This window comes from Pseudoxanthomonas sp., from assembly GCF_027498035.1.
Classification (GTDB): domain Bacteria; phylum Pseudomonadota; class Gammaproteobacteria; order Xanthomonadales; family Xanthomonadaceae; genus Pseudoxanthomonas_A.
This window is the reverse complement of the sequence record NZ_CP114978.1, coordinates 2,270,374-2,294,235: the sequence shown is the minus strand read 5'-3', so window position 1 is coordinate 2,294,235 and position 23,862 is coordinate 2,270,374. Positions and strand designations below refer to the sequence as shown.

Sequence of the window (23,862 nt, the reverse complement as noted above, 5' to 3'; positions counted from 1 at the left end):
CCAGCAACCGGCAGCTGCCGACACTGCCGCTTCGGGTTATCTGCTTACATCGATGGCGGTATGCGGATGGTCGCCGTTGTCTTCCTGCGCATGTGCTTCCGGCGCCGCGATCTTCTGGTTGTTGGAGGCGTCGTCATCCATCTCGATCATGCGCAGCGGCTGGCCGTCGTAGCGGTATTCGAGCGCATCCTGCAGGGCATACAGGCTGCGCACCGTGGGGCAGAGTGCTGCGGCCTTGGCTTCCAGTGCGTTGCTCTTGGCCTCCATGCGGGCATCCATCTCTGCGTCCATGCGGTCGGCGCGGGCTTCCATCGCCTCGGCGCGGCCGGTGAAGGTCTGCCACAGCACGCTGCGTGCCAGCATGCCGGCCATCTCTTCGGCGGCGTCCTCGATGCGCTTTTCAAAGCCATCGTCGAAGACCTCCTGGTCCCAGCGGCCGGTGCCCAACGTGCCATTGATGTAATCCAGCGCATCGTCGCGCTGCTTGTCGACCTTGCGTGCCTTGCGCGCGCTGCCGGTGAGCGCCTCGACCACGCTGGACAGCGCATCGAAGGTGATGCCGATGGCGTCGCGTGCGATCCCGGCCACCTGCGGCATCAAGGCCCGCGCCTGGTCTTCCATCTGCCACAGGCGCTGCGCGTCGGCGGCAGTGACCTGGCGGACCTTGCGGTCCACGCTGAGTTCGCCGCCGTGGAAGAAGATCTCCTTCGGCACGCCCTGCTCGCGGTACAGCCATACGCCGCCCGAATCAACCAGCACGTTGAAGGGTGTGGACAGGCCGCACTGGTCGGAGGATAGCTTCACCCCATCGTGCCGGCCATCCTGCGGCTGCGGCGACGGATCAGCGGCGTGCGCCGCGGCCGTGGCGCACAGCATCGACAACAGCAGGGGCAGGCAGGCAAGACGCATGGCGGTTCCTTCGCGTGGGCCTGCAGCATCGTCCAGCCGACGAAGGGCGACATGGGGCACAAGTCATGGCGACCTGTGGCGGTGGCTGGCCAACAAGAACGCCGACGCCGGCCTTGAAGGGCACGGCGCCGGCGCGTGGTCGGCGTGGGTTGTTCTCAGTAGCCGGCGGCCAGGCCCGCAGGCCGGCGGCGATCATTGGCGCCTTCCAGCAGGCCGGTCTTCGCGTTGCGCAGAATCGCCTCGTCCGCACCCCACGATTGCACGTCACGGAAGCTGTGGCCCATCGCCTCCAGCTGCTGCTGCACCTGCGGCGCCAGCATGCCCGGCTCCAGGCTGGTGACATCGGGCAGCCACTGGTGGTGGAAGCGCGGTGCATTGACCGCCTGCTGCATGTTCATGCCGAAATCGACCACGTTGACGATGCTCTCCATGGTGGTGGAGATGATGGTCGAACCGCCCGGGCTGCCGGTCACCATGAACACCTGGCCGTCCTTGAGCAGGATCGTCGGCGACATCGAACTCAGCGGGCGCTTGCCTGGTTCGATCTGGTTGGTCTTGCCCTGCACCAGGCCGAAGCTGTTGGGCACGCCCGGCTTGGAGGTGAAGTCATCCATCTCGTTGTTGAGGAAGAAGCCGGTGTCGCCCGCCATCTGGCCGTTACCGAACAGGTAGTTGATGGTGTAGGTCACGCTGACGGCGTTGCCGCGCGCGTCCAGCACCGAGTAATGGGTGGTGTTGGTGCCTTCATCCGGGCCCAGGCTGCCATGGATCTCACTGGACGGCGTGGCCTTGTCGGGCCGGATGCTGCTGCCCAGCTGTGCCAGGTGCGCCGGTGCCAGCATCTGGTCGATCGGGTTGCTGACGAAGGCCGGGTCGCCCAGGTAGGTGTTGCGGTCGGCAAAGGCGCGGCGCTCGGCTTCCACCATGTGGTGCATCGCCGGGGCCGAGCCGTAGCCCCAGCTGGACAGCGGATACGGCTGGACCAGCCCCAGGATCTGGCAGACGGTGACGCCGCCGGAGCTGGGCGGTGGCGCGGACACCACGGTGTAACCGCGATAGCCGCAGTGGATCGGCGTGCTCCAGGGCGTGGTGTAGGCGGCGAAGTCCTGCAGCGTCAGGAGGCCGCCGTTGGCCTTGCTCGCCGCGACCACGGCCTTGGCGGTGTCGCCCTTGTAGAAGGCCTTGATGCCGCGCTTTTCGATGCTGGCCAGGGTCCTGGCCAGCTGTGCCTGCACCAGCGTGTCGCCGACCGCGTAAGGCTGGCCATCGGCCTTGAGGAATATGCTCGCCACGTTGGGCGACTTGGCGAAGTCTTCCAGGCGCGACTTCATGATGTTCACGTCGCCCTGCTGCAGCACGTAGCCGTTGCGCGCCAGTTCGATCGCCGGTTGCATCAGCCGCTTGCGCGACAGGGTGCCGTAGGTCTTGCGTGCGGTTTCCAGGCCCATCACGGTGCCGGGCACGCCGACGCCCAGGTAGGTGTCGGTGCTAAGGCCCTTGACCACGTTGCCGTCGGCGTCCTGGAACATGGTCGGCGTGGCGGCCAGCGGGGCTTTTTCGCGGAAATCCAGGAACAGCTCGCGCGCCGGCTTGCCCTTGCTGGCGGCCAGGTGCACCACCATGAAGCCGCCGCCGCCGATGTTGCCGCAGCACGGGTGGACCACGGCCAGCGCGTAGCCGACCGCGACCGCCGCATCGACCGCGTTGCCGCCATCCTTGAGCACCTGCAGGCCGACCTGGGTGGCCAGGTGCTGGGCCGAAACCACCATCGCGTGTTCGGCAGTGACCGGCACGGCCCTGGACAGTTCGGCCAGGGTGGTCGGCGGAGCGCTGGCATCCAGGGCGCGCGAGGAAATCTGCGGCGCGGGTGGCGGGTTGTCCTTGGCCAGCGCGCAGGGCGCGGCAGCGGCCAGGGACACGGCAAGTAGCGTGGGGAAGATGAAGCGCATGAGGTTGGTGTGGCGAATGACGAAGGGCATTCAACCGTAGCAGCAAGCCTGCTTCCATGCCCCCGCCTGTTGGCGCTTTGGAGGGCTGGATGACGTGATCGCGGCAAGCGATCCGTTCTGGTCGTGGCCGGGACGGGTCCAGCGCGTCCTGGCATTGCACTGCGCGGGACACCGCGTGCAGTGGTTCCGGTCTTCCCGCGCCCGTGGTGGCTGGCCGTGCGGCCTTCAGAAAAGGCAGGCGCAGCCGAAAACCAGGATATCCCCGATTTGTCTTCGAACTTTGCCATGCTCATCATCGTTGGCTTCATTGTTGTTGTCCTCAGCGTCGTCGGAGGCTATGTGCTGTTGCACGGCCAGCTCGGCGCGCTGTGGCAGCCCTATGAATTGGTGATCATCGGCGGTGCGGCGCTGGGTGCCTTCCTGGTCAGTACGCCGGGCAGGATCGTCAAGGAAACGCTGTCCGGGGTCGTCGGCGTGTTCAAGGGCCCCAGGTACAAGGCCGACGATTACCGGGACATCCTGTCGCTGGTGTACGAACTGTTGAACAAGGCCCGCCGCGACGGCTTCATGGCGCTGGAAGACCATGTCGAGAAGCCCGCCGACAGCGCCATCTTCGCCAGCTATCCCAAGGTGCTGGCAGACCACCACCTGCTGGACTTCATGACCGACTGCCTGCGCCTGATGATCGGCAGCAACATCGAGCCGCACGAGCTGGAACCGCTGCTGGAACTCGAACTGGAAAAGCACCACCACGAGGCACTGGCGCCTTCGCATGCGCTGGCCAAGGTGGCCGATGGCCTGCCGGGCTTCGGCATCGTGGCCGCGGTGCTGGGCATCGTGATCACCATGGGCGCCATCGACGGCCCGATCGACGAAATCGGCCACCATGTCGCCGCCGCGCTGGTGGGCACCTTCCTGGGCATCCTGCTGGCCTATGGGTTCGTGGCGCCGATGTCGGCGGCCATGGAAGCGCGCGCCGAGCAGGACGGCCGCATCTACGAGTCGGTCAAGACCGCGCTGCTGGCCTGCCTGCGTGGTTACAACCCGAAGATCGCGCTTGAGTTCGCGCGCAAGACCCTGCCTTCCGACGTGCGCCCGGGTTTCTCCGCGTTCGAAAGCCACCTGAAGAGCATCAAGTAGGCGCGGGGCCATGGCCGATGGAAAATCCACCGTCATCATCCGGCGGGTCAGGAAGGTCCAGGGCCGCGGCCACCACGGTGGCGCGTGGAAGGTGGCCTTTGCCGACTTCGTGACCGCCATGATGGCCTTCTTCCTGGTGATGTGGCTGATGGCGGCCACCACCAAGCAGGAGCGCATGGCCATCTCCGAATATTTCCGCAATCCCAGTCCGCTGGCGGGCAAGTCACCGGCGCCAGCGCCGGGCCTCAATGGGCCCGGTGGCGCCAGCAGTTCCATGATCAAGCTGGGCGGCAGCATGGACCTGACCAAGGGCAGCAGGGACGTGCCATTCGGGCACAGCAAGGGCCAGGCGGCGACTGCGGCCGAACAGGACCAGCGGGCCCAGGAGAAACGGCGGCTGGAATCGCTGATGAAGGAGCTGCAGGAAGCCATCAGCAAGAGCCAGGCGCTGGAACCGTTCAAGGACCAGTTGTTGCTGGACCTGACCCCGGAGGGCCTGCGCATCCAGATCGTCGACAAGCAGAACCGGCCGATGTTCGACCAGGGCAGCGCGCACCTGAAGGACTACACCATCGCGATCCTTCACGAGCTGGCGTCCTTCATCAACCAGGTGCCCAACCACATCAGCATCACCGGCCATACCGACACCACGGCCTACAGCAACGACGCGGGCTACACCAACTGGGAATTGAGCGCGGACCGGGCCAACGCCGCGCGGCGCGCGCTGATCGGCGGCGGCATGGAAGGCACCCGGGTGACCCGGGTGGTGGGGCTGTCGTCATCGGTCCTGTTCGACAAGACCAATCCGCAGAATCCGATCAACCGCCGGATCAGCATCGTGGTGATGACCCACGATGCCGAAGCGGCTGCACTGGCCGGCAGCGGCCAGGCCGTGGCGTTGAGCAAGCCGTTGCCCGACGCCGATACCCACGTGCCGGATCTGGGTACGACACCCGCCGCGGCTGATACCGGGCACGCTTCCGCGGCCCCGGCACACGCTGCTGGATCGACGCCGCCGTCCGTGCCTGCCGGTGCCAGGACGCCGCTGCAGACGTCGACCGGTGCGCAGGTTGTCACCGCGGTGAAGCTGGCCCGCGCAGCCGAGGCGGCCATTTCCCACGATGCACCTGTGGCCAGGTCTCCTGCAGCGCCGGCGCAGGCCGATGCGGCGAAATGAAAGGCAGCGGCGTGTTGACGCGATGGGTCGGACGCGTTCCCCGTTGAGGTCGCGGCATCGCGGGTGAATCCCGCTCCGGTCGCGGGGCAGGGCGTGCGGTCATCTTCGATACCATGTCCTGGCCCGCATCGCCCGCCAACTTCTTCCGCATGCAGAACACCACCACCCGGCCCGCGGTCGGGCCCACGCCACGTCCGTTGACGCTCGCACGCAAGGGCGCATCGATGCTGCTGGCCAGCCTGGTGCTGATGCCGGTGCAGTGGCTGGTAATGCGCTTCACCCGCGGACGTGCGGCCTTCGTGGTGCCGCGCTGGTGGTTCGCCTGCCTGCGCCGGGCGCTGCGGATCGAGGTGGAGGTGGTGGGAACGCCGCGGGCCGGAGGTGGCACGCTGTTCGTCGGCAACCATGTCTCGCACTACGACATCGTGCTGTTGGGCAGCCTGCTGCCCGCGCGCTTCATCGCCAAGGACGACATGGAGCGCTGGCCGGGCATGCGCTTTGTCGGCGCGCTGGCGCAGACCGTCTACATCAGCCGGCGCCAGCGCGATGCGGCGGCAGTGGCAGCCGCACTGGCCGCGCAGCTGCGGCCGGATCACGACCTGGTGCTGTTTCCCGAAGGCACGACGTCATCGGGTGAACAGGTCGCGCCGTTCAAGTCGAGCCTGTTCGCGCTGTTCCTCGGCCAGCCTGCAGATGCCCGGGCCTGGACGCTGCAGCCCTTCACCCAGGAGATCCTCTCGGTGGATGGCCGCGCGCTGGCGGCCGGTGGTGACCGCGATGCCTATGCCTTCCATGGCCGGATGCAGGCCGGCGCGCACGTGAAGCACTTCATGGCGCTGTCCGGCGCGCGGGTGCGCGTGACGTTCCATCCGCCGGTGACGATCAGCGCCGATACCGATCGCAAGACCCTGGCCCTGCAGCTGCACGACATCGTGGCTTCGGGCCTGTCGAACGACGCGGCGACCGGGCAGTCCCGCTGATTGAGCGGTGCCGTTCGCGGGAATGACATCCGGGTCATCCGGGCGCGGATTTCCCCTTCCTGCCAAGGGGCTGGCGCGGCCATCGCTTAAACTGCACCGGCCAGCGTGCGTCGCCGCCGCCATCGCGTCGCGGCACTCCCTTCGCTCGACTGGAATCTCCACATGCGTTCACCGCCGCTGTCACCCACGGGCCGGCTGTTTGCCGCCGCCGCGTTGTTCGAAGGCCTGACCTGGGCCGGCCTGCTGATCGGCATGGTCCTGAAGTACGGCACCGGCACCACCGAACTGGTCGTCTGGCTGTTCGGCCGCCTGCACGGTGCGGCCTTCCTGCTGTACGTCGCGGCCTGTCTGGTCACCGCCGTGCGTCAGCGCTGGCCGTGGTGGGCCTGGATCGTGAGCCTGCTGGCCGCAATGCCGCCGCTGGTCACCGTGCCGCTGGAACTATGGTTCCGCCACCTGGGCCTGTTGAGCGTGCGCCCGTCACGCCCGGCCAGGGCTTGATTTCGGGTTTCCCTAACGCCTGACCGCCAGCACGCCGTCCAGCGCGAGCTGCGCGGTGAAGCCGGCTTTTTCCAGGCGCCTGGCGACTTCGCGCGGGACATCGCGGCCGCTGGTGAGCTTGTTGGGGCTGCCGGTGTAATGGAACAGCCGGCCGCCGCGTTTGAGCACGCGCGCCAGCTGGTCGTAGAACACCTGCGAATACAGCTCGCCGGCAATGCCGAAACGCGGCGGATCGTGCAGGAGCGCATCGACCGAGGCGTCGCCAATGTTGTTGATGGCCTGCGATACATCGCCATGGCTCAACTGCAGGCGGCCTTCGCTGGTTTCCGGATCCGGTGACCAGGGATTGAGCGTGCGCAGCCACAGCACGTCGGCGTTCTTCTCGAACGAGACGATGCGCGCCACGCCCGCATCCAGGCAGCAGGCGGCGAAGTAGCCCAGTCCGCCGCAGGTATCCAGCACCACCTTGCCGCGCGGTTCGACCAGCGCGACCTTGCGGCGCGCATCGTCCAGTGGCGACTCCTTGGCCGAAGGCAGCATCTTGATGCCGTCGATTTCAAACGTGGGCACGCCCCAGTCGGTGGGCACCAGCTTGATCAGCCCGCCGTCGAAGCGCGACACCGGGGCGAAGTCCTCGCCGTCCCAGGCATAAATCGTGCGGTCCTTGAGCTTGCCCGGATACGGGTAGTGCACACCGCGCCATTCCCACATGTCGGCGTGCAGCAGCGCCGTGCCGGTCGAGCGGCCCAGGTCGAGCGAGCCGCTCCACGTGGGCAGGCCGGCATCGCGCGCGGCTGCCAGCGCCTGGGCAGTGGAGCGGATCAGCAGGGGCGCGGTCGAATGGGGCACGGGAACAGGCGCGCGGCCGGCAGGCGCGGCGCGGATCGAAGAGGGGCCCGCATCCTACCTGAGGCGCCGGCGCATCGCTGCGGGTCAGGTGCTGGGCACGCCCTGCATCCCAAGCAAATCCAGGCTCTCGTATCGCGGGTCGTGTGGGGACGCCCGCTCGCGTTGCCGGGAATCACGAATGCCTTCGCTCCGGTCCTTCGGAACGGCCGCAGCGGGCGGGTGCGAAGTTGGCCACCTGCGCTTCGCAGGGCGGGTCGCCATTTGCGATATGGACTGTCAGCCCCGATTGGGTCGGCTGGATGTGGTCGGCCAGCACATGGCGGTCCGGATAGTCACCGCCATTCTGGGGGCGAAAGGCGATGGGCGCGTCCTCGAACAGCCGCTCGACGCGACTGCGCCATGCGTCGGCCGTTTCGGCCATGCGGCCTGCGTCGAGGTGGCCACTGCCGTAGACGGCAAAGGTGGGCAGGACCTGCATGCCGGGAAAGAACAGCGTGCCGTGCGTGATGGGGAACAGCAGCTGTTCCAGCGGGCCATTGATGCCCCGCGGGGCGTAGTCCTCGGCAGGACCGCCGGCCGAGACGGCCAGCAGGGCACGCTTGCCAGCCAGGCCGCCTTCGCCGTAGCGGTAGGCGTTGCCGGCACCCTTGTATCCATAGGCCAGGCCGAATGCCCAGACCCGGTCGATCCAGCCCTTCATGATGGCCGGCATGCCGAACCACCACAGCGGGAATACCAGGATCAGCGCATCGGCGTCCAGGACCTTGCGTTGCTCTGCTTCGACATCGGCAGTCTGGCAGCCGTTGGAGAAGGCGTGGCCCGATTCCTCGATGAAGGACAGGCGCTGGTGGTTGGCGCGTTCGGGAAAATCCTGGGCGTCGAACACCGCCTTCCAGCCCATGGCGTAGAGGTCGGATTCGGTCACCTGGTGGCCCTGCGCTTTCAGCACCTCGGCGGAGATCTCGGCGAGCCGGTGCGTCAGCGACGTGCGTTCGGGATGGGCATGGACGATCAGAACATTCATGGCGGGGGGATCGTTGGGAGAGGCGTCTACCCTAGGCACCGTCTCGCTATAGTGGAAATGAATTCCTGATATTCCTGGTATAGCCATGAACGATCTGCGGCGGATGGATCTGAACCTGCTGGTCACGCTGGATGCGCTGCTGTCCGAGCACAACGTGACCCGCGCCGCGCAGCGGCTGCATCTGTCCCAACCTTCGGTGAGCGTGCAGCTGGCCAAGCTGCGCGAGACGCTGGGCGATCCGCTGCTGCTGCCGGGACCACGCGGCATGCGCCCGACCGCACGCGCGGAAAGCCTGCGCGGGCCACTGCGCGAAGCCCTGGCCGCGCTGGCCCAGGCCGTGTCCTCGTCCAGGCCGTTCGATCCAGCCCAGGCAGACAGAACATGGCGCGTGGCGGCCTCCGACTATGGTGAATCGACGATCGTGCTGCCGGCCATGGCGGGCCTGCGCACCGCTGCGCCCGGCACTCGTCTGGCCGTGCTGGACATGGCCCCGACACGTATTGCTCACCAGGCCGAACAGGGCCAGATCGACCTGGCCTTCCACACTGTGCACGGTTCGCCGCCGGGGCTGCGCCGGCGCGTGCTGTTCTCCGAACGCTACGTGCTGGCCGGGCGTCGCGATCATCCAAAGCTGAAGCGCAAGCCGACCCTGGCCCAGTTCTGCCGGTTGGAACACGTGATCGTGTCGCCCGATGGCGGCGGCTTCAACGGGCCGACCGACGATGCGCTGGCCGCGGTCGGCATGGCCCGCAACGTGGTGCTGTCGGTGCCGCATTTCCTGTTCGTGATGTCGGTGCTGGCCAGCACCGACCTGGTTGCGTTGCTGCCCGAGCGCCTGGTCCGCGGCAATGCCGCGCTCAGGGTCGTGGACGCGCCGCTGGAGGTGGCCGGCTACGACATGGCGATGCTGTGGCACGAACGCATGCATCGCGATCCGGCCCACATCTGGCTGCGCGAGCACATCGCCGTATCGGTGTAGTGACGCGTCGTTCCTTCGTCGTGCGGGCTATTTGCGCGTGGCCTGCGGCCAGGCCTCGGTGACCTGGCCGCTTGCATCCAGGAACAACAGCCTTGGCGTGCCGTCGGCATCCACCCGCGCGGTGATGCGCACCTTGCCGTCGCGGTCGCGCAATTCCAGCGACGAAGAGGCATCCGGGTTGCGGCCCAGCCAGGCACGCTGGACGTGCATCGGGGCACGGCTGGCCAGGAAGGTATTCAACGCGGCCTGTTTTTCGGCTTCGCTGGCACCGGCATTGGCCTGCATCACCTTGAATGCGTCTTCCAGCGGCCAGTCCGGTTCGTCCTTGAACATGATGCCGGTCCGTGTGCCCGTCTCTGTCTGTGCCGAGTTCCAGCTGGACAGCTCGTCCTGGTCGTAGGCGTCGAAGGACAGGTGTCCGTCGCGGACCACCTTGCCGTCCTGGCGTTTGAGTCCGCCGAAGGTCAGGCCGCCACTTTCGCTGCCTTCGGCGTCGTAGAAGATCAGGCCGGCGGTGCCGTCCTGCCTGCGCGTGTCATGTGCGTACTGGTGCCCATGGAACACCGCGCCGGGAAGGTTGGCATTGTTGGCCATCACCAGCCGGGTGGTGCCGTCGGGTTCGACCAGGGTGAGCTTCTGCACGGTGATCTCGTCGAAACTGGCCTTGACCGGCCCGCGCGTGGCACCGGTGGTGACACCGACCACCAGGACCGCCGTCAGCACGGCCGAATACACCTGCAGGAAGCGAGGATGGGAAAACACGCGCATGTCGTTCTCCAGGGCAGCGTTCGGGGGCGTGGGCAGGGTAGGCGTGCGCGTGGCGTGGCAGCCGTGACAGACGACAAGGTTCCTGTGTGTCGTGGATGAGGACGAAGCCGGCTGCTGCTCCGGACAGTGCGCGCTGGAGTCAGTGGCCGGGCAGCGCTGAGCAACGCCGCTTCCGCGCGTCGCTACCCGTCATTCGGTTGTTGAAAGCACTGCGCAGGCGCGACGCGCTTCCCAGCCGCTGCATGCCGGGTCAACGCCAGTGAGGTTGACCCGAAGTCACCGGGTCCCCGCCCTCGCGGGGCTTTCAACAACCGCATGGCGGGTCATGACGGTCATCGTTCGGGCCTTCCCTTGTGGCCAGCGCCTAGCCTTCGGCGTCCGGATGCCGCTCGCGCCACTGGGCCAGCCTGTGCCGGTACTGGGTGCATTCTTCGGTATAGAGGTCGTAGACGCACGGGTCGCAGCCGCTGTCGCAGCAATCGCTGGGGAGCGGTGGCTCGGGGGCGACGGGGCGGGGATCATCGTCGGCGGCGTGCATGCGGCCATTATCCCCCACGCCTGCATGGCTGAAAAACACCAGCGCGGGTAAGGCTGCAGGCCATGTTCCGGTGCACGCGCCGCGCCGGCTTGGCACAATGCGCACCCCGTTTGCCCGCGCTGGGTCCGCGCGCGGGTCCAGGCCGTCGCAGGAAATCCCATGTCCCTTGTCCGATCCGAACTGGCGCAGTGGCGCCGCAGACCCGTGCGCGAACTGCTCGCCGGTGCCGTGGCGACCTTCGCGCTGATTCCCGAAGTCATCGCGTTCTCGTTCGTGGCCGGGGTGGATCCGCAGGTAGGGCTGTATGCCTCGTTCGTGATTTCGGTGGTGATCGCCTTCGCCGGTGGCCGCCCGGCGATGATCTCGGCCGCGGCGGGGTCGGTCGCACTGGTGGCCGCGCCGCTGGTAGCCACGCACGGGCTGCATTACCTGCTCGCGGCCGGCGTGCTGGCCGGGGTGATCCAGATCGTGTTCGGGCTGCTGCGGCTGGGCGTGCTGATGCGCTTTGTCAGCAGCTCGGTGCGGACCGGTTTCGTCAACGCGCTGGCGATCCTGATCTTCAGCGCGCAGCTGCCACAGCTGGCCGGCGCGACCATCGCGACCTGGGCCATGCTGGCGCTGGGCCTGGTGATCATCTACGGCCTGCCGCGCGTGCCGCTGCCTGGGCTGCAGGCGATTCCCTCGCCGCTGATCTGCATCGTGGTGCTGACGCTGGTGACCACCTGGCTGGGCCTGCCGCTGAAGACCGTGGCCGACCTGGGCCAGCTGCCGTCCAGCCTGCCGGGCTGGCACGGGATCGTGGTGCCGCTGGACATGGACACGCTGCGGATCATCGCCGGGCCGGCGATCGCCATCGCCATGGTCGGCCTGCTGGAATCGATGATGACCGCGCGCGTGGTCGATGAACTCACCGATAGCCCCAGCAGCAAAGGCCGCGAATGCGCCGGCCTGGGCCTGGCCAATATCGGCGCCAGCCTGTTCGGCGGCATCGCCGGCTGCGGCATGATCGGCCAGACCGTGGGCAACGTGCGCTATGGCGGCCGCGGCCGGCTGTCGACGCTGTTCGCCGGCGTGTTCCTGCTGGTGCTGATGGTGTTGCTGAAGCCGTGGGTCTCGCAGGTTCCGGTGGTGGCACTGGTGGCGATCATGGTGATGGTCTCGGCGTCCACGTTCGACTGGGGTTCGCTTCGCAGGTTGGTCAACCACCCGCGCCTGTCCAGCGTGGTGATGCTCTCGACCGTGGCCGCCACGCTGTTCTCGCACGACCTGTCCATCGGCGTGGGCCTGGGCGTGCTGCTGAGCGCGCTGTTCTTCGCCTGGAGGGCGGCGGGTGCGCTGCAGGTGGCGCATGTCGAGATGGCGGCTGCGAAGGGCGCGGTCGAACACCATTACCGCGTGCGCGGCCAGGTGTTCTTCGCCTCGGCCGATGCCTTCGTCGATGCCTTCGATCCACGCCAGGCCGAAGGCGCGCGCGTGCAGCTGGATGTGTCGGCCGCGCGCTTCTGGGATGTCACTGCGCTGGCCGCGCTGGACAAGGTGCGCGCGCGCTTCGACCACCATGGCTGCACGGTGGAGGTGATCGGCCTGCAACCCCGCGCACTGCTGGCCGATGGCGCGGAAGATCTCGCTGGCTGAATGGATTCGGTGCTGACGCCACCTTGATGCGGACGAATGTCGCCAGCGATGACCTTTTGGAGATCAAGGATGCGGCGGTGGGGTATGAAAGAGGCCCAGGAGATCCTGAGGCCTCTTCTGTTTTCCGCTTATATCGCAATGATCAATGCGATATGTCCGCAAGAAGCCTCTTTTCAGGTTGGAGAACCGCTGGGGAAGTGGGTGTTGCGCTCGTGCTGGGAACCAGGCTTCTGGCCTGCGTGACCGCAACGGCTTCAGGACACCATGCAATGCAAGTGGCGTAACGCGTCTCGCAGTTGGATGCCCCGGAAGCCACGCATGCGTGGTATGCCGGGACACATGCGTTGCAATTGGGTAGCGCCGATGCTTGTCCTGCGAAGCCTGCCAGCGAAACAGACGTGAGCGTCAAGCTCAAGAAACTAAGACGAAACTTCATCCTGATATCTCCTTAGTTGCTCCGTCATTGGAGCACTTGGAAGGTTCATTCAAATTTACGTCGCAATCTGTGATCTCCGGCATTTAATTGAATGGCGCTCTATGAAGAGATGGCAGGTGGATCGGCTTCTTGCTCGCTGAAAGATGCCATGCGTTGTCTCGAACCCTGTCCGCGTGGGAAAAATCACTTGTCTCGTGGCGAATCCTGTATCGGGTCAGCGTGCCAGATTGCGCGCTTCACTTTCATGCGACGGTGCGCCGCCGCGTACATTCCCCCATGCCATGCGATCCACCGCGCGGATCGTGCGCCGTCTGTATGCAGACTGACGCGCCGCACAATGACCGCGCGGGCGATCTGGTCAATGATCGGGGCGCCCATCGGATCGCATCGACTGCCTTTCAGGCACGCGACCGGACGCGTCCATCACGCAGGGCTGGCCTTGGAAAGCCACAGGGGGCATCGCCACGCACGCCGCATCAGGGCGCTCCATGGCCGTGGGTGCGACCCCGGATCAATGAAGAACAAGGAGCGCTTCATGACATCGCACGTTTGCCGACTTCGCCTGACCCTGGCCATCGCCGCCGCCTTGGCACCGGCGCTGGTCCACGCCCAGGACACCACGGCCGGGCAGGTTCCGGCGCGGGAGCAGAGCGCCACCACGCTGGATACGGTGGTGGTCAGTGGCACCGCGCAGTTCAAGGGGCTGCGCAAGCGCGACACCAGTTTCTCGATCACCACTGCCACCGCGGAGCAGATGCGTGAAGCGGTGCCGCAGAGCACTGCGGACCTGCTGAAGATCACCCCCGGGGTGTGGGCCGAACCCAGTGGCGGTGGCACCGGCGCCAACATCTTCGTGCGCGGCATGCCCTCCGAAGGCGATGCGCCGTTCGTGACCATGCAGCTGGACGGCGCGCCGCTGTATCCGCCGCCGACGCTGTCGTTCCTGGAGAACTCCACGCTGTTCCGTCTGGATGACACGGTGGAGCGCATGGAAGTTCTGCGCGGCGGCTCCAGCCCGATCTTCTCCAACGGCCAGGCCGGGATCACGGTCAACTTCATCCAGAAGACCGGCCAGGACACGCCCGAAGGCAGCGTGCGCCTCACTACCGGCAGTGATAGCCTGCAGCGCATCGACGTCTATGCCGGCGGTGCGCTGGGCAATGGCTGGTATGCCAGCGCCGGTGGCTTCTTCCGCAAGACCGATGGCGTGCGCGACCCACAGTTCGATGCCGACAAGGGCGGGCAGTTCAGCGCCACGCTGAGCAAGCGCTGGGACAGCGGCGATGTGACGTTCTACGCACGCCACCTGGACGACAACAACGCGTTCTACACGCCGATCCCGCTGATTTCGCGTAACAACGGCAGCGACCTCTCCAGCTTTCCCGGGCTCGATGCAAAAACCGGCACGTTGCTGAGCAACGACTTCCGGCACGTGACCCTGCCGGTCGGCCCCAACGGTGAAACCATCACCCGCGACCTGGCCGATGGCCGCGGCGTCAACATCGACCTGTTCGGTGGTTCGTTGAACTGGCAGGCGGGCGACTGGACCATCGCTGACCGCTTCAACGTGATGGGCGGTGACGCACCGACCAATGCGCTGTTCACGGGTGCCGCGCCCATCACGCTGGGGGATTACATCGCCAGCTTCGGCAGCACCGGCACCGGGACCTACACCAATGGCGGTGGTGTGGTGGACCCCAATCAACAGGTGTTGCAGGCGGGCTGGTGGGTGGTGGACAAGCACCTGTCCTCGTTCACCAACGACCTGCGATTGAGTCGCCAGCTGTTTGAAGGCAATACGCTCACCTTCGGCGTGTACTACGCAAAATATTCATCGCGCGACACCTGGTACCTGGGCAACAACATGCTGTTGACTGCGGAGAACAATGCGCGCCGGGTCGATGTGACCCTGGACGATGGCCGCCAGGTCACCCGTGACGGCTTCACCGGCACCTCGACCTTCGCCCTGCGCGAGGATTTCGAAGGCCGCAACACGGCCGCATTCGTGGCCGACGAATGGGAAATCAACGACCGCCTACGCCTGGACCTGGGGGCGCGCTACGAACAGCAGAAGGTCACCGGCGACGTGCATGACACCGCCACGATCGATCTGGACGGAGACCCGAACACGCTGTACGACAACAACACCTCGATCTCGCTGCCTGGCATCACCCATTACGACCAGACCGACAAGAAGTTCTCCTGGACCGCGGGCCTGAACCTGAAACTCAACGAGCAGGTCAGCCTGTTCGCGCGCGCCAACTCTGGACTGAAGTTCCCGGGGTTCGACAACCTGCGCGACGGCAACAACAAGGTGCAGGAGGTGGACCAGTACGAGCTTGGCCTGAAGTCCGGCAGCCGGATGTACGACCTGTATCTGACCGGCTTCTACAACACGTTCAAGCACTCGCCGTATCAGGCCTTCCTGGCCGACGGTACGAGCTACGCCACCAACGGCGACTCGCGTGCCTACGGCCTGGAATTGGAAGGCGCGATCCGGCCCTTTGGCGGGTTCGAACTGGCTGGCACCGGCGTGTGGCTCAAGGCCAACTACCGCAACTACGAGGAGTTCACCGGCAACCAGGTGATGCGCCAGCCGAAACTGCAGTACCGGTTGACGCCCAGCTACTACTGGGCCCTGCCGATGGGCGACCTCAAGATCTTCGCCACCTACTCGCACGTCGGCCAGCGCTTTGCCGACCTGGCCAATGCGCAGATCCTGCCGTCGTATTACACCGTCGATGTGGGTGCCAGCCTGCACGTGGGCGACCACTGGGAGGTCACGGCCAGCGGCAGCAACGTCACCGACGAGCTCGGCCTCACCGAAGGCAACACCCAGGTCATGGGTGCGGCCACCGGCGGCGTGTTCATGGGCCGGCCGATTGCTGGCCACCAGTACCAGATGTCGCTGGCGTATCGCTGGTGAGGCTGGCGCTGGCACGGGCGGTGCGGAAGCAGCTCATCTTCTGTAGAGCTGAGCTTGCTCGGCTGCCGTTCGGTCGGGTCATCGGAAAAAGCTCCAGCGGAGTCCCCAAGATGGGATTGCCACAAGCTCCGCTCTAAGGTGGGAGCTGCTTCAGCGGCGATGAGGCGCCACCGGTAAAGCCCATCGCCGCCGAAGCGGCTCCCGCATGGATTGCATTTTCTCGTCACTTCCATTCCTCACGACTCGTCAGGCTTTCTTTCTGGCCACTTCTGCGAATCCCATGACATCGACGCGCCGTTCGCTCTACTGCAACGTGATACTGGCCCTCTCGGGGATGTTGGCCGCCTGTGCGGTCACGCCACCCTCTGTGGTGCCGGCTCCGCAGGCCGTGGCGGCATCGTCCGCGCCGGCCACGCCCGATCAGCTGTACCCGCAGCTGTTTGATGCGGTGCAGACCGGGCAACTGTTCGAAGACCAGAAGCATTTCGTCGACATGACCGCCCGGCGCGATCCGGCGCGGATCGAGGCCGACTACCTGGCCGTGCGTGGCACGCCAGGCTTCGCGCTGAAGACCTTCGTGGCCGAGAACTTCGCCGAGGATCCGCCGATCCAGGTCCCGGCGATCCGCCAGGACACCTCGCTGCGCGCACATATCGATGGCCTGTGGCCGGTGCTGACCCGCAGCTTCAAGGACGTGCCGCCACACAGCAGCGCGCTGGCCCTGCCCGAGCAGACGGTGGTGCCGGGCGGGCGTTTCCGCGAGGTCTATTACTGGGACTCGTACTTCACCATGCTCGGCCTGGCCGAAAGCGGGCATGCCGATCTGGCGCGGCAGATGCTGGATAACTTCGCCTACCAGATCGACACCTACGGCCATATCCCCAACGGCACGCGCAGCTATTACCTGAGCCGCTCGCAGCCGCCGTTCTTCGCCTGGATGGTCAGCGACGAGGCTGCGCGCAGTGGTGGAGCGGTCTATCGCCGCTACTTGCCGCAGCTGCAGGCCGAATACGCCTACTGGATGCGTGGCAGTGATGCGCTCAAGCCGGGCGATGCCTCGGCGCGCGTGGTGAAGCTGGCCGATGGCAGCGTGCTCAACCGCTATTGGGATGATCGCGACACGCCACGCCAGGAAGCCTGGGCGCACGACATCAAGACCGCGGCCGAAGTACGTGACAGCCGCCCGGCAGGCGAGGTCTATCGCGATCTGCGCGCGGCTGCCGAGTCTGGCTGGGATTTCTCCAGCCGCTGGTTCGACGATCCGCAGCAGCTGTCCAGCATCCACACCACGCAGATCGTGCCGGTGGACCTCAACAGCCTGATGTATCACCTGGAAACCACGTTGGCCGCGGCCTGCAAGGTCCAGCCGACTGCCTGCACGATCGACTACGCGGCCCGCGCCGATGCACGCAAGCGCGCCGTCGAGCAGTTCCTGTGGAACCCAAAGGGCTACTACGCCGATTACGACCTGCGCACCCGGGCGCCGCGCGCAGAGGTGACGGCGGCCACGGCGTTCCCGTTGTTTGCCGGCATCGCTTCGCCGACGCGCGCCGCGCAGACCGCCAAGACCATCGAGGCGCAGCTGCTGCGCCCCGGCGGTATCGCCACCACGGTCGTGCGCAGCGGCCAGCAGTGGGACGCGCCCAATGGCTGGGCGCCACTGCAGTGGGTTGCGGTCGATGGCCTGCGCCGTTACCGGCAGGACGCGCTGGCAGAAAGGATCGGCCGTGGTTTCCTGGGGCGCGTGCAGGCCGTGTTCGAACGCGAGCACAAGCTGACCGAGAAGTACGACGTGGACGCCACCGGCAAGGCCAGCGGTGGCGGAGGCGAATATCTCAACCAGGACGGTTTCGGCTGGACCAACGGGGTCACCCTGCGGCTGCTGGATCTCTACGGTTCGCCAGCGCCCGGCAGCAAGCGCTGAGCGCGCCGATGCTGGCGTAAAACAGCCAGCGTCGTTCCCGGGCCGGCACAGCCACGCTGCATACTGTGCCCCGTCGCCCGCGCACGCCTGCGCGGGCCGGTCTCCAAGGCGCGGGAATCTCGATGTTCAAGGGTGTGCTGCTCGGCTTCGCGTGCTACGCGGCCTATTCCATCAGCGATGCGTTCGTGAAGCTGCTGGAAGGCACGCTGCCGTCCTACGAACTGGTGTTCTTCGGCGCGCTGCTGATGCTGACCGCGGTCCCGTTCCTGAAGAAGCCCGATGACCGCTGGCGCGACGTGGTCATCGCCAGGAAGCCCACGGTCTGGCTGCTGCGGGCGTTCTGCGGCGCCACCGGCAACCTGACCTCGGTGATCGCCTTCACCCATCTGTCGATGGCCGAAGCGTTCGCGCTGATCTTCCTGATGCCGATCTTCGTGACCATCCTGTCGGTGCTGCTGCTGCGCGAAGAGGTGCACTGGCGCCGCTGGACCGCGGTGGTGGTGGGCTTCATCGGTGTGCTGGTGGTGCTGCGGCCGGGCTTCCGCACGCTCAGCGAGGGCCACGTAGCCGCGATCATCTGCGGCCTGACCGGCGCGGTGTCTGTGATCAGTCTGCGCATGGCCGGGCCGGATGAAAAGCGCATCACCCTGTACGGTGCCGGGGTGATCGGCCCGCTGGTGATGGGCGGCATCCTGATGCTGCCGTACTTCGTCTGGCCCACCGCATGGCAGTGGCTGATGATCGCCGGCTACGGCCTGCTGGCGGGGCTGGCCGCAATCCTGATGATGTATTCCACCCGGCTGGCGCCGGTGAGCGCGGTGGCGCCCACCCAGTACAGCCAGATGCTGTGGGCCATCGGCTTCGGCTACTGGCTGTTCCACAGCAAGCTGGACTGGATCACCGGCGTGGGCATTGCCCTGATCCTGGGGTCGGGCATGGTGACCTTCATCCGCTGGAGCCAGGTCACCAGCTGGCGGCGCAAGACCCGGATCGTCTGAAGGCGGGGTCAGTCTTCGCGAACGCGGATTTCCACCGGCGGGACGCCCGTGACCGCCCGCCTCGATGGGCGCGGCATTGTCCTACCCGCGGTCGGGCACCTGGCCGATGGGCCGCATGCGCGCGATATCGCATGCTGGTGGCGAGCCAAGGAGGGCGCCGATCATGCGTGTACTGGTGTTGCTGTGCTTGTGCATGGGGCTGCTGCACTTGGGTCCTGTCGCTGCCGCCGAGCCGCCGCGGCTGATGCTGGCGAGCGGCTATCACGGCCATGTCGCGGTGGCCGACTACCTGGTCAGCGAGAAACTCGATGGCGTGCGTGGCCGCTGGGACGGGCAGGCGTTGTGGACGCGGGGCGGGGCCAGGATCAACGCGCCGGCATGGTTCACGCGCGGCTGGCCGAGGGTGCCACTGGATGGCGAGCTGTGGATCGGCCGCGGCCAGTTCGATGCCGCCAGTGCGCTGATCCGCACCGGTGATCCGGCGGACCCGGCATGGCATGACCTGCATTTCATGCTGTTCGACCTGCCCACCGATCCAGGTCCATTCGACGCGCGCGTGGCCAGGATGCGTTCGCTGGTCGCCACCAGCGCCAGTCCGCAGCTGCGGATGGTGGCCCAGCAGCGCTTCGCCAGCGTCACGGCGCTGGATGCCGAATTCGCCCGCGTCGTGGCCGCCGGTGGCGAAGGCTTGATGCTGCATCGGCGCGACGCGCATTACCTGGTCGGGCGTAGCGACGCCTTGCTCAAGTACAAGCCCTACGACGATGCCGAGGCGCGCGTGGTCGCCCATGCGGGTGGCAAGGGCAAGTACGCGGGCAAGCTGGGTGCGCTGCTGGTGCGGTCGGCCGATGGGCGAAACTTTCGCATCGGCGGCGGCTTCACCGATGCACAGCGCGCCGCGCCGCCACCGGTGGGCGCGTGGGTGACGTATCGCTACAACGGGTTGACCTCCAAAGGGTTGCCGCGCTTTGCCCGGTTCCTGCACGTGCGCGATGAACTGCCGCCGCCCGATCCGCTGCGCTGAGCGCGCGCCGTTTAACCAACACTTTGCATCGCCTCGCGCAGACTCCGCGCTTCACTGGAGAGGGGAGAGGACGATGCGTTCAGTCGTGATGGCCGCCGTGGTGGCGGTGGGTGTGGGGGGATGTTCGCAAGCGTCCGCGCCTGATGCCGGGAAATCGGAAGCCGGGCCGGAGACCAGTGCGACGCCGGCCGCCGGGCCACAGGTCACCGAAAGCGCCTTCGGCCAGCTGCCCGACGGGCGCGCGGTCAAGAAATACACGCTGGACAACGGCAAGGGCATGACGGCGTCGATCCTGAGCTACGGCGGCATCATCCAGTCGCTGGACGTGCCCGACCGCAACGGCAAGGTCGATGACGTGGTGCTGGGTTACGACACGCTGGAGGGCTACCTGCACGACCAGGCCACGGCGAACACCAACTTCGGCGCGCTGATCGGTCGCTATGGCAACCGCATCGCCAGGGGCAGGTTCAGTCTGGATGGCAAGGCGTACCAGATCCCGCCCAACAACAATGGCAACGCGCTGCATGGTGGGCCGGAAGGCTTCGCCACCAAATTGTGGGAGGCCACCCCGGGCACCGACGGCACGGCTTCGGTCGCGCTGCATTACCGTTCGACCGATGGCGAGATGGGCTTCCCTGGCAACCTCGATGTCACCGTGGTCTACACGCTGGAAGCCGACGGCCTGAAGCTCGACTACAAGGCCACGACCGACAAGCCGACCGTGCTCAACCTGACCAGCCACGCCTACTTCAACCTGGCCGGCGCGGGGGCCGCATCGGTGCTCGACCACACCGTGCAGATCAACGCGGCCAACTACACGGCAACTGATGCCGAGTTGATCCCGACCGGCAAGCTGGCGCCGGTCGAAGGCACGCCACTGGATTTCCGCACGCCGACCGCGATCGGTGTGCGTATCCACGACGACAGCATCGACCTCAAGCACGCCGAGCCCAAGCAGGGCGGCTACGACTTCAACTGGGTGCTGGACGCGCCAGGCGCGGACACGCCGGCCGTGGTGGTGAGCGAGCCGACATCGGGCCGGGTCATGACCGTCAGCACCACCGAGCCGGGCATGCAGCTGTACACGTCCAACTTCATCGACCGCATCGACGGGGGCAAGGGCGGCAAGACCTATCTGCACTGGAGCGCGCTGGCACTGGAAGCCCAGCATTTCCCCGACAGCCCCAACCAGTCCGGCTTCCCCAGCACGCGCCTGGACCCAGGCCAGACCTATACCCAGACCACGGCCTACCGCTTCAGCGTTGCCAAGTAGGCGTTGCTGCTGCCGGCGTGCAGAGCGCCGGCAGCGCACTCACTCCCTGGCGTAATACGCCAGGAACATGTCCACCGCCGAGTCGGCCACCTGCGCCTGCTCGGGTACGGGTCAGGGCCGGCTGGCCCATCGTCAGTTGCGGCCAGAAGGCGAAGCCCTTGATCAGGCCCTGCAGCTGGTGCGAGGCGAACTGCGCATCGCCCTTCCTCAACGCACCGTCGGCCATCGCAGCAGCGATCCAGACGGTGATGCCTTCGTCCTTGTCGCCTATGCGCGCGACCATCTCGCGGGCCCGCTCCGGTGCGTGGATGGCTTCGGCGATGGCTACGCGTGCCAAGCCGAAGAAGTGCTCGTCCTCCAGCATCCGCAGCTTCTGCTGCGCCAACGCCAGCAACTGCGGGCGTAGCGGCTGGCCCGGCGCGTAGGCCTGCTCGGCCAGGCCCGCGGCCTTGCCCCAGAGCTGGACCAGGATTTCAGCGAACAGTGCGTCCTTGCCCGGGAAGTGGTTGTAGACCGTGCGCTTGGACACCCCGGCATCGGCGGCGATGCGATCCATGCTGGTCGCGTCGAAGCCCTGGCTGCGGAAGGCCGCGATGGCGGCCTGCACGATGGCCTGGCGCTTGCGGTCGGTCAGGCGCTGGGGCGGCAGCTTGGGGGTGGAGTCGGTCGGCATGCATCGATTTTACACCGGCGGGTTTACTTTCTGAAATAAGGAACTACACTGTGTAGTGTAATTAATCCGTTCGATCCTTCTTCCGCCTGGATGCCTTCCGATGACCACCTGCGCCTTCCGCGGCAGCCCTGCCAAAACCGACTACTCGGCCTCGCCCCAGCATCGCGCGGGCCGCTTCCGCAACAAGGTGCCGACGCCGCCGACCGGCCTGGCCAAGTCGCTCAAGCTGATCTGGAACATGCTGCTGCACAGGCCACGTACCACGGTGCCGGCTGCGCCCATCGAGGTCGCTCCACTGACCCGCGCCCAGCTGCTGGCCGCGCCGGACCGCAGCCTGTTCCGGTTGGGGCATTCGACGGTGTTGCTGAAGCTGCGCGGGGCGTTCTGGATCACCGATCCGGTGTTTGCCGAGCGCGCCTCGCCGTTCCAGTGGATGGGGCCCAAGCGCTTCCACGCGCCGCCGATCGCGTTGGAGGAACTGCCGCCGCTGAAGGGCGTGATCCTCTCGCACAACCACTACGACCATCTGGACCGCGCCACCGTGCTGGCACTGGCGGCGACCACCGAACATTTCCTCACCCCGCTGGGCGTGGGCGATACGTTGATTGCCTGGGGCGTGCCGGCGCACAAGGTGCAGCAGCTGGACTGGTGGCAGTCCACCCAGGTCGATGGCCTGCGGTTCGTGGCCACGCCGGCCCAGCATTTTTCCGGTCGCGGCCTGCATGACGCCAATGCCACGCTGTGGTGTTCATGGGCGGTGATCGATGACGACCTGCGCGTGTTCTTCAGCGGCGACACCGGCTACTTCGATGGCTTCAAGGCCATCGGCGAGCGGCTGGGTCCGTTCGATGTGACCTTCATGGAAACCGGTGCCTACGATCCGCAATGGCCGCACGTGCACATGCAGCCGGAGCAGTCGCTGCAAGCGCACCTGGACGTGCGCGGCAAGGTGATGATGCCGATTCACAACGGCACCTTCGACCTGGCAATGCATCCGTGGTTCGAGCCGTTCGAACGCATCAGTGCCCTGGCATCCAGTCGCGGCGTGCCGCTGGTCACGCCGCTGATCGGTGAGCGGCTCGATCTGCAGCAACCGCAGGCGGGCCAGGCGTGGTGGCGGCAGACCGCCTGATCCAGCGCCGTGGTTTTGCATTGCACGGCGCATCAGCGATCATGCAGGGATGTCGCAAGAACCGTCAGCGCGAGTGGAAGGCCCGGTGCTCAACCGCCGGCAGGAGCAGCTGGTGGCGCTGGTGCGCCAGCAGGGCTATGCGGAAGTCGATGGCCTGGCCACGCAATTCGAAGTGACCCAGCAGACCATCCGCCGCGACCTGGCGCTGCTGTGCGAGGCCGGCCTGCTGCGGCGTTATCACGGCGGCGTCAGCCTGCCGTCCAGCGTGGAGAACGTGGCCTACACCACGCGCAAGTCGCTGCTGGCCGAACAGAAGCGCCGCATCGCCATCGAGCTGGCTAGGCACATCCCCGATCAGGCGTCGTTGTTCATCAACCTGGGCACGACCAACGAGGACGTGGCCGCCGCGCTGATGCAGCACCAGGGCCTGCGCGTGATTACCAACAACCTCAACGTGGCGGTGATGATGAGCGCCAACCCGAGCTTCGAGGTGATCGTCGCTGGAGGCATGGTGCGCGCGCGCGACCAGGGCGTGACCGGGCAGCCGACCATCGACCTGGTGCGCCAGTTCACCGTGGACTTCGGGATCATCGGTATCTCCGGGATCGAGCCGGACGGCACGCTGCTGGATTTCGATTTCCAGGAAGTGCGCGTGGCCCAGGCCATCGTCGAACACTCGCGCCAGGTGTTCCTGGCCGCCGACGCCAGCAAGCTGGGGCGCAATGCCCTGTGTCGGCTGGGGCCGGTCTCGCTGGTGGATGACTGGTTCACCGACCGTGCCCCGCCCAAGGCGCTCGCCGAGGTGTTGACCAGCGCGGGCACCCGGGTCCACGTGGCGGCCTGAATCAGGCGGCCGTCCCGGTAGTGGCTGCCTGGCGCGTGACGGCGCGATGGTTCGAAAAGTTCGTTTATGTGTGTTTGTGGCCTCATTCGCCACGGCGGACCTGCCGATTGCATCCGATAATGGCCATTAGACCAAGTGACTATGCCCGCCGTTTGGTCGTTTCAGGCCGTCATCACGAAATGT

Annotated in this window: 19 protein-coding genes and 1 pseudogene; 13 read left to right on the top strand and 7 right to left on the bottom strand. The window is 66.5% G+C overall.

Annotation, left to right across the window (positions count from 1 at the left end; all coding sequences use genetic code 11):
• Positions 1-36 precede the first annotated feature (36 nt).
• Both O8I58_RS09915 and ggt read right to left on the bottom strand, forming a co-directional pair.
• The gene (locus O8I58_RS09915; RefSeq protein ID WP_298315123.1) at positions 37-909 is read right to left on the bottom strand and encodes a DUF2884 family protein; all 873 of its coding nucleotides are present in this window, start codon (positions 907-909) and stop codon (positions 37-39) included.
• A 155-nt stretch (positions 910-1,064) separates the two neighbouring features.
• Positions 1,065-2,888, bottom strand: a complete 1,824-nt coding sequence (ggt, locus tag O8I58_RS09910; protein WP_298315120.1) for a gamma-glutamyltransferase — start codon at positions 2,886-2,888, stop codon at positions 1,065-1,067.
• 255 nt (positions 2,889-3,143) lie between these two features.
• On the opposite strand from ggt, the gene motA reads away from it, so the two are divergent.
• From motA to O8I58_RS09890, 4 genes are all read left to right on the top strand, one after another.
• Complete coding sequence (gene motA / locus O8I58_RS09905) at positions 3,144-3,998, top strand: flagellar motor stator protein MotA (RefSeq protein ID WP_298315117.1); 855 nt, start codon at positions 3,144-3,146, stop codon at positions 3,996-3,998.
• Positions 3,999-4,008: 10 nt separating this feature from the next.
• A complete protein-coding gene (motB, locus tag O8I58_RS09900; RefSeq protein WP_298315115.1) occupies positions 4,009-5,175 on the top strand; it encodes a flagellar motor protein MotB in 1,167 nt (388 codons plus the stop codon).
• A gap of 113 nt (positions 5,176-5,288) precedes the next feature.
• Positions 5,289-6,155, top strand: a complete 867-nt coding sequence (locus tag O8I58_RS09895; RefSeq protein WP_298315112.1) for a lysophospholipid acyltransferase family protein — start codon at positions 5,289-5,291, stop codon at positions 6,153-6,155.
• A 162-nt stretch (positions 6,156-6,317) separates the two neighbouring features.
• Positions 6,318-6,656, top strand: coding sequence for a DUF3817 domain-containing protein (locus tag O8I58_RS09890; RefSeq protein ID WP_298315109.1), 339 nt, complete (start codon positions 6,318-6,320; stop codon positions 6,654-6,656).
• A gap of 12 nt (positions 6,657-6,668) precedes the next feature.
• Here the strand turns inward: O8I58_RS09890 and O8I58_RS09885 are convergent, their stop codons facing one another.
• Complete coding sequence (locus O8I58_RS09885; RefSeq protein ID WP_298315106.1) at positions 6,669-7,505, bottom strand: class I SAM-dependent methyltransferase; 837 nt, start codon at positions 7,503-7,505, stop codon at positions 6,669-6,671.
• 172 nt (positions 7,506-7,677) lie between these two features.
• Positions 7,678-8,529, bottom strand: coding sequence for an NAD(P)H-dependent oxidoreductase (locus O8I58_RS09880; RefSeq protein ID WP_298315104.1), 852 nt, complete (start codon positions 8,527-8,529; stop codon positions 7,678-7,680).
• 85 nt (positions 8,530-8,614) lie between these two features.
• Here O8I58_RS09880 and O8I58_RS09875 point away from each other — a divergent pair, with 85 nt between their 5' ends.
• Complete coding sequence (locus tag O8I58_RS09875; RefSeq protein ID WP_298315101.1) at positions 8,615-9,508, top strand: LysR family transcriptional regulator; 894 nt, start codon at positions 8,615-8,617, stop codon at positions 9,506-9,508.
• 27 nt (positions 9,509-9,535) lie between these two features.
• Here the strand turns inward: O8I58_RS09875 and O8I58_RS09870 are convergent, their stop codons facing one another.
• Together O8I58_RS09870 and O8I58_RS09865 are read right to left on the bottom strand one after the other, a co-directional pair.
• Positions 9,536-10,276, bottom strand: coding sequence for a hypothetical protein (locus tag O8I58_RS09870; protein WP_298315098.1), 741 nt, complete (start codon positions 10,274-10,276; stop codon positions 9,536-9,538).
• A 364-nt stretch (positions 10,277-10,640) separates the two neighbouring features.
• Complete coding sequence (locus O8I58_RS09865; protein ID WP_298315095.1) at positions 10,641-10,814, bottom strand: oxidoreductase-like domain-containing protein; 174 nt, start codon at positions 10,812-10,814, stop codon at positions 10,641-10,643.
• 159 nt (positions 10,815-10,973) lie between these two features.
• On the opposite strand from O8I58_RS09865, the gene O8I58_RS09860 reads away from it, so the two are divergent.
• The 6 genes from O8I58_RS09860 (at position 10,974) to O8I58_RS09835 (ending at position 21,030) form a co-directional block, all read left to right on the top strand.
• Entirely contained in the window at positions 10,974-12,449 is a 1,476-nt protein-coding gene (locus tag O8I58_RS09860; protein WP_345781305.1) for a SulP family inorganic anion transporter, read from the top strand.
• A 971-nt stretch (positions 12,450-13,420) separates the two neighbouring features.
• Positions 13,421-15,811 carry a TonB-dependent receptor gene (locus O8I58_RS09855; protein ID WP_298315092.1) on the top strand — a complete coding sequence of 797 codons (2,391 nt, stop codon included), beginning with the start codon at positions 13,421-13,423 and terminating at the stop codon, positions 15,809-15,811.
• Positions 15,812-16,091: 280 nt separating this feature from the next.
• Positions 16,092-17,735 (top strand): alpha,alpha-trehalase TreA, encoded by a 1,644-nt coding sequence (gene treA, locus O8I58_RS09850; protein WP_298315089.1) that lies wholly within the window; start codon positions 16,092-16,094, stop codon positions 17,733-17,735.
• 122 nt (positions 17,736-17,857) lie between these two features.
• Positions 17,858-18,733, top strand: a complete 876-nt coding sequence (locus tag O8I58_RS09845) for a DMT family transporter (RefSeq protein WP_298315086.1) — start codon at positions 17,858-17,860, stop codon at positions 18,731-18,733.
• A gap of 163 nt (positions 18,734-18,896) precedes the next feature.
• Complete coding sequence (locus tag O8I58_RS09840) at positions 18,897-19,757, top strand: DNA ligase (RefSeq protein ID WP_298315083.1); 861 nt, start codon at positions 18,897-18,899, stop codon at positions 19,755-19,757.
• Between the two features lie 73 nt (positions 19,758-19,830).
• Positions 19,831-21,030 carry an aldose epimerase family protein gene (locus tag O8I58_RS09835; protein ID WP_298315080.1) on the top strand — a complete coding sequence of 400 codons (1,200 nt, stop codon included), beginning with the start codon at positions 19,831-19,833 and terminating at the stop codon, positions 21,028-21,030.
• A gap of 39 nt (positions 21,031-21,069) precedes the next feature.
• Here the strand turns inward: O8I58_RS09835 and O8I58_RS09830 are convergent.
• A pseudogene (locus tag O8I58_RS09830) lies at positions 21,070-21,703 on the bottom strand (TetR/AcrR family transcriptional regulator).
• A 100-nt stretch (positions 21,704-21,803) separates the two neighbouring features.
• Here O8I58_RS09830 and O8I58_RS09825 point away from each other — a divergent pair.
• Complete coding sequence (locus O8I58_RS09825) at positions 21,804-22,835, top strand: MBL fold metallo-hydrolase (RefSeq protein ID WP_298315077.1); 1,032 nt, start codon at positions 21,804-21,806, stop codon at positions 22,833-22,835.
• 49 nt (positions 22,836-22,884) lie between these two features.
• Positions 22,885-23,679 (top strand): DeoR/GlpR family DNA-binding transcription regulator, encoded by a 795-nt coding sequence (locus O8I58_RS09820; protein ID WP_298315075.1) that lies wholly within the window; start codon positions 22,885-22,887, stop codon positions 23,677-23,679.
• Positions 23,680-23,862 lie beyond the last annotated feature (183 nt).

What these genes read in the sequence shown, in the direction of transcription:
- motA (WP_298315117.1), top strand. Translation starts at nt 3,144, where the DNA reads ATGCTCATCATCGTTGGCTTCATTGTTGTTGTCCTCAGCGTCGTCGGA.
- O8I58_RS09895 (WP_298315112.1), top strand. Translation starts at nt 5,289, where the DNA reads ATGTCCTGGCCCGCATCGCCCGCCAACTTCTTCCGCATGCAGAACACC.
- treA (WP_298315089.1), top strand. Translation starts at nt 16,092, where the DNA reads ATGACATCGACGCGCCGTTCGCTCTACTGCAACGTGATACTGGCCCTC.
- O8I58_RS09860 (WP_345781305.1), top strand. Translation starts at nt 10,974, where the DNA reads ATGTCCCTTGTCCGATCCGAACTGGCGCAGTGGCGCCGCAGACCCGTG.
- O8I58_RS09915 (WP_298315123.1), bottom strand. Translation starts at nt 909, where the DNA reads ATGCGTCTTGCCTGCCTGCCCCTGCTGTTGTCGATGCTGTGCGCCACG.
- O8I58_RS09870 (WP_298315098.1), bottom strand. Translation starts at nt 10,276, where the DNA reads ATGCGCGTGTTTTCCCATCCTCGCTTCCTGCAGGTGTATTCGGCCGTG.
- O8I58_RS09880 (WP_298315104.1), bottom strand. Translation starts at nt 8,529, where the DNA reads ATGAATGTTCTGATCGTCCATGCCCATCCCGAACGCACGTCGCTGACG.
- O8I58_RS09835 (WP_298315080.1), top strand. Translation starts at nt 19,831, where the DNA reads ATGCGTTCAGTCGTGATGGCCGCCGTGGTGGCGGTGGGTGTGGGGGGA.
- O8I58_RS09820 (WP_298315075.1), top strand. Translation starts at nt 22,885, where the DNA reads ATGTCGCAAGAACCGTCAGCGCGAGTGGAAGGCCCGGTGCTCAACCGC.
- ggt (WP_298315120.1), bottom strand. Translation starts at nt 2,888, where the DNA reads ATGCCCTTCGTCATTCGCCACACCAACCTCATGCGCTTCATCTTCCCC.
- O8I58_RS09890 (WP_298315109.1), top strand. Translation starts at nt 6,318, where the DNA reads ATGCGTTCACCGCCGCTGTCACCCACGGGCCGGCTGTTTGCCGCCGCC.
- O8I58_RS09855 (WP_298315092.1), top strand. Translation starts at nt 13,421, where the DNA reads ATGACATCGCACGTTTGCCGACTTCGCCTGACCCTGGCCATCGCCGCC.
- O8I58_RS09845 (WP_298315086.1), top strand. Translation starts at nt 17,858, where the DNA reads ATGTTCAAGGGTGTGCTGCTCGGCTTCGCGTGCTACGCGGCCTATTCC.
- O8I58_RS09865 (WP_298315095.1), bottom strand. Translation starts at nt 10,814, where the DNA reads ATGCACGCCGCCGACGATGATCCCCGCCCCGTCGCCCCCGAGCCACCG.
- O8I58_RS09840 (WP_298315083.1), top strand. Translation starts at nt 18,897, where the DNA reads ATGCGTGTACTGGTGTTGCTGTGCTTGTGCATGGGGCTGCTGCACTTG.
- motB (WP_298315115.1), top strand. Translation starts at nt 4,009, where the DNA reads ATGGCCGATGGAAAATCCACCGTCATCATCCGGCGGGTCAGGAAGGTC.
- O8I58_RS09875 (WP_298315101.1), top strand. Translation starts at nt 8,615, where the DNA reads ATGAACGATCTGCGGCGGATGGATCTGAACCTGCTGGTCACGCTGGAT.
- O8I58_RS09825 (WP_298315077.1), top strand. Translation starts at nt 21,804, where the DNA reads ATGACCACCTGCGCCTTCCGCGGCAGCCCTGCCAAAACCGACTACTCG.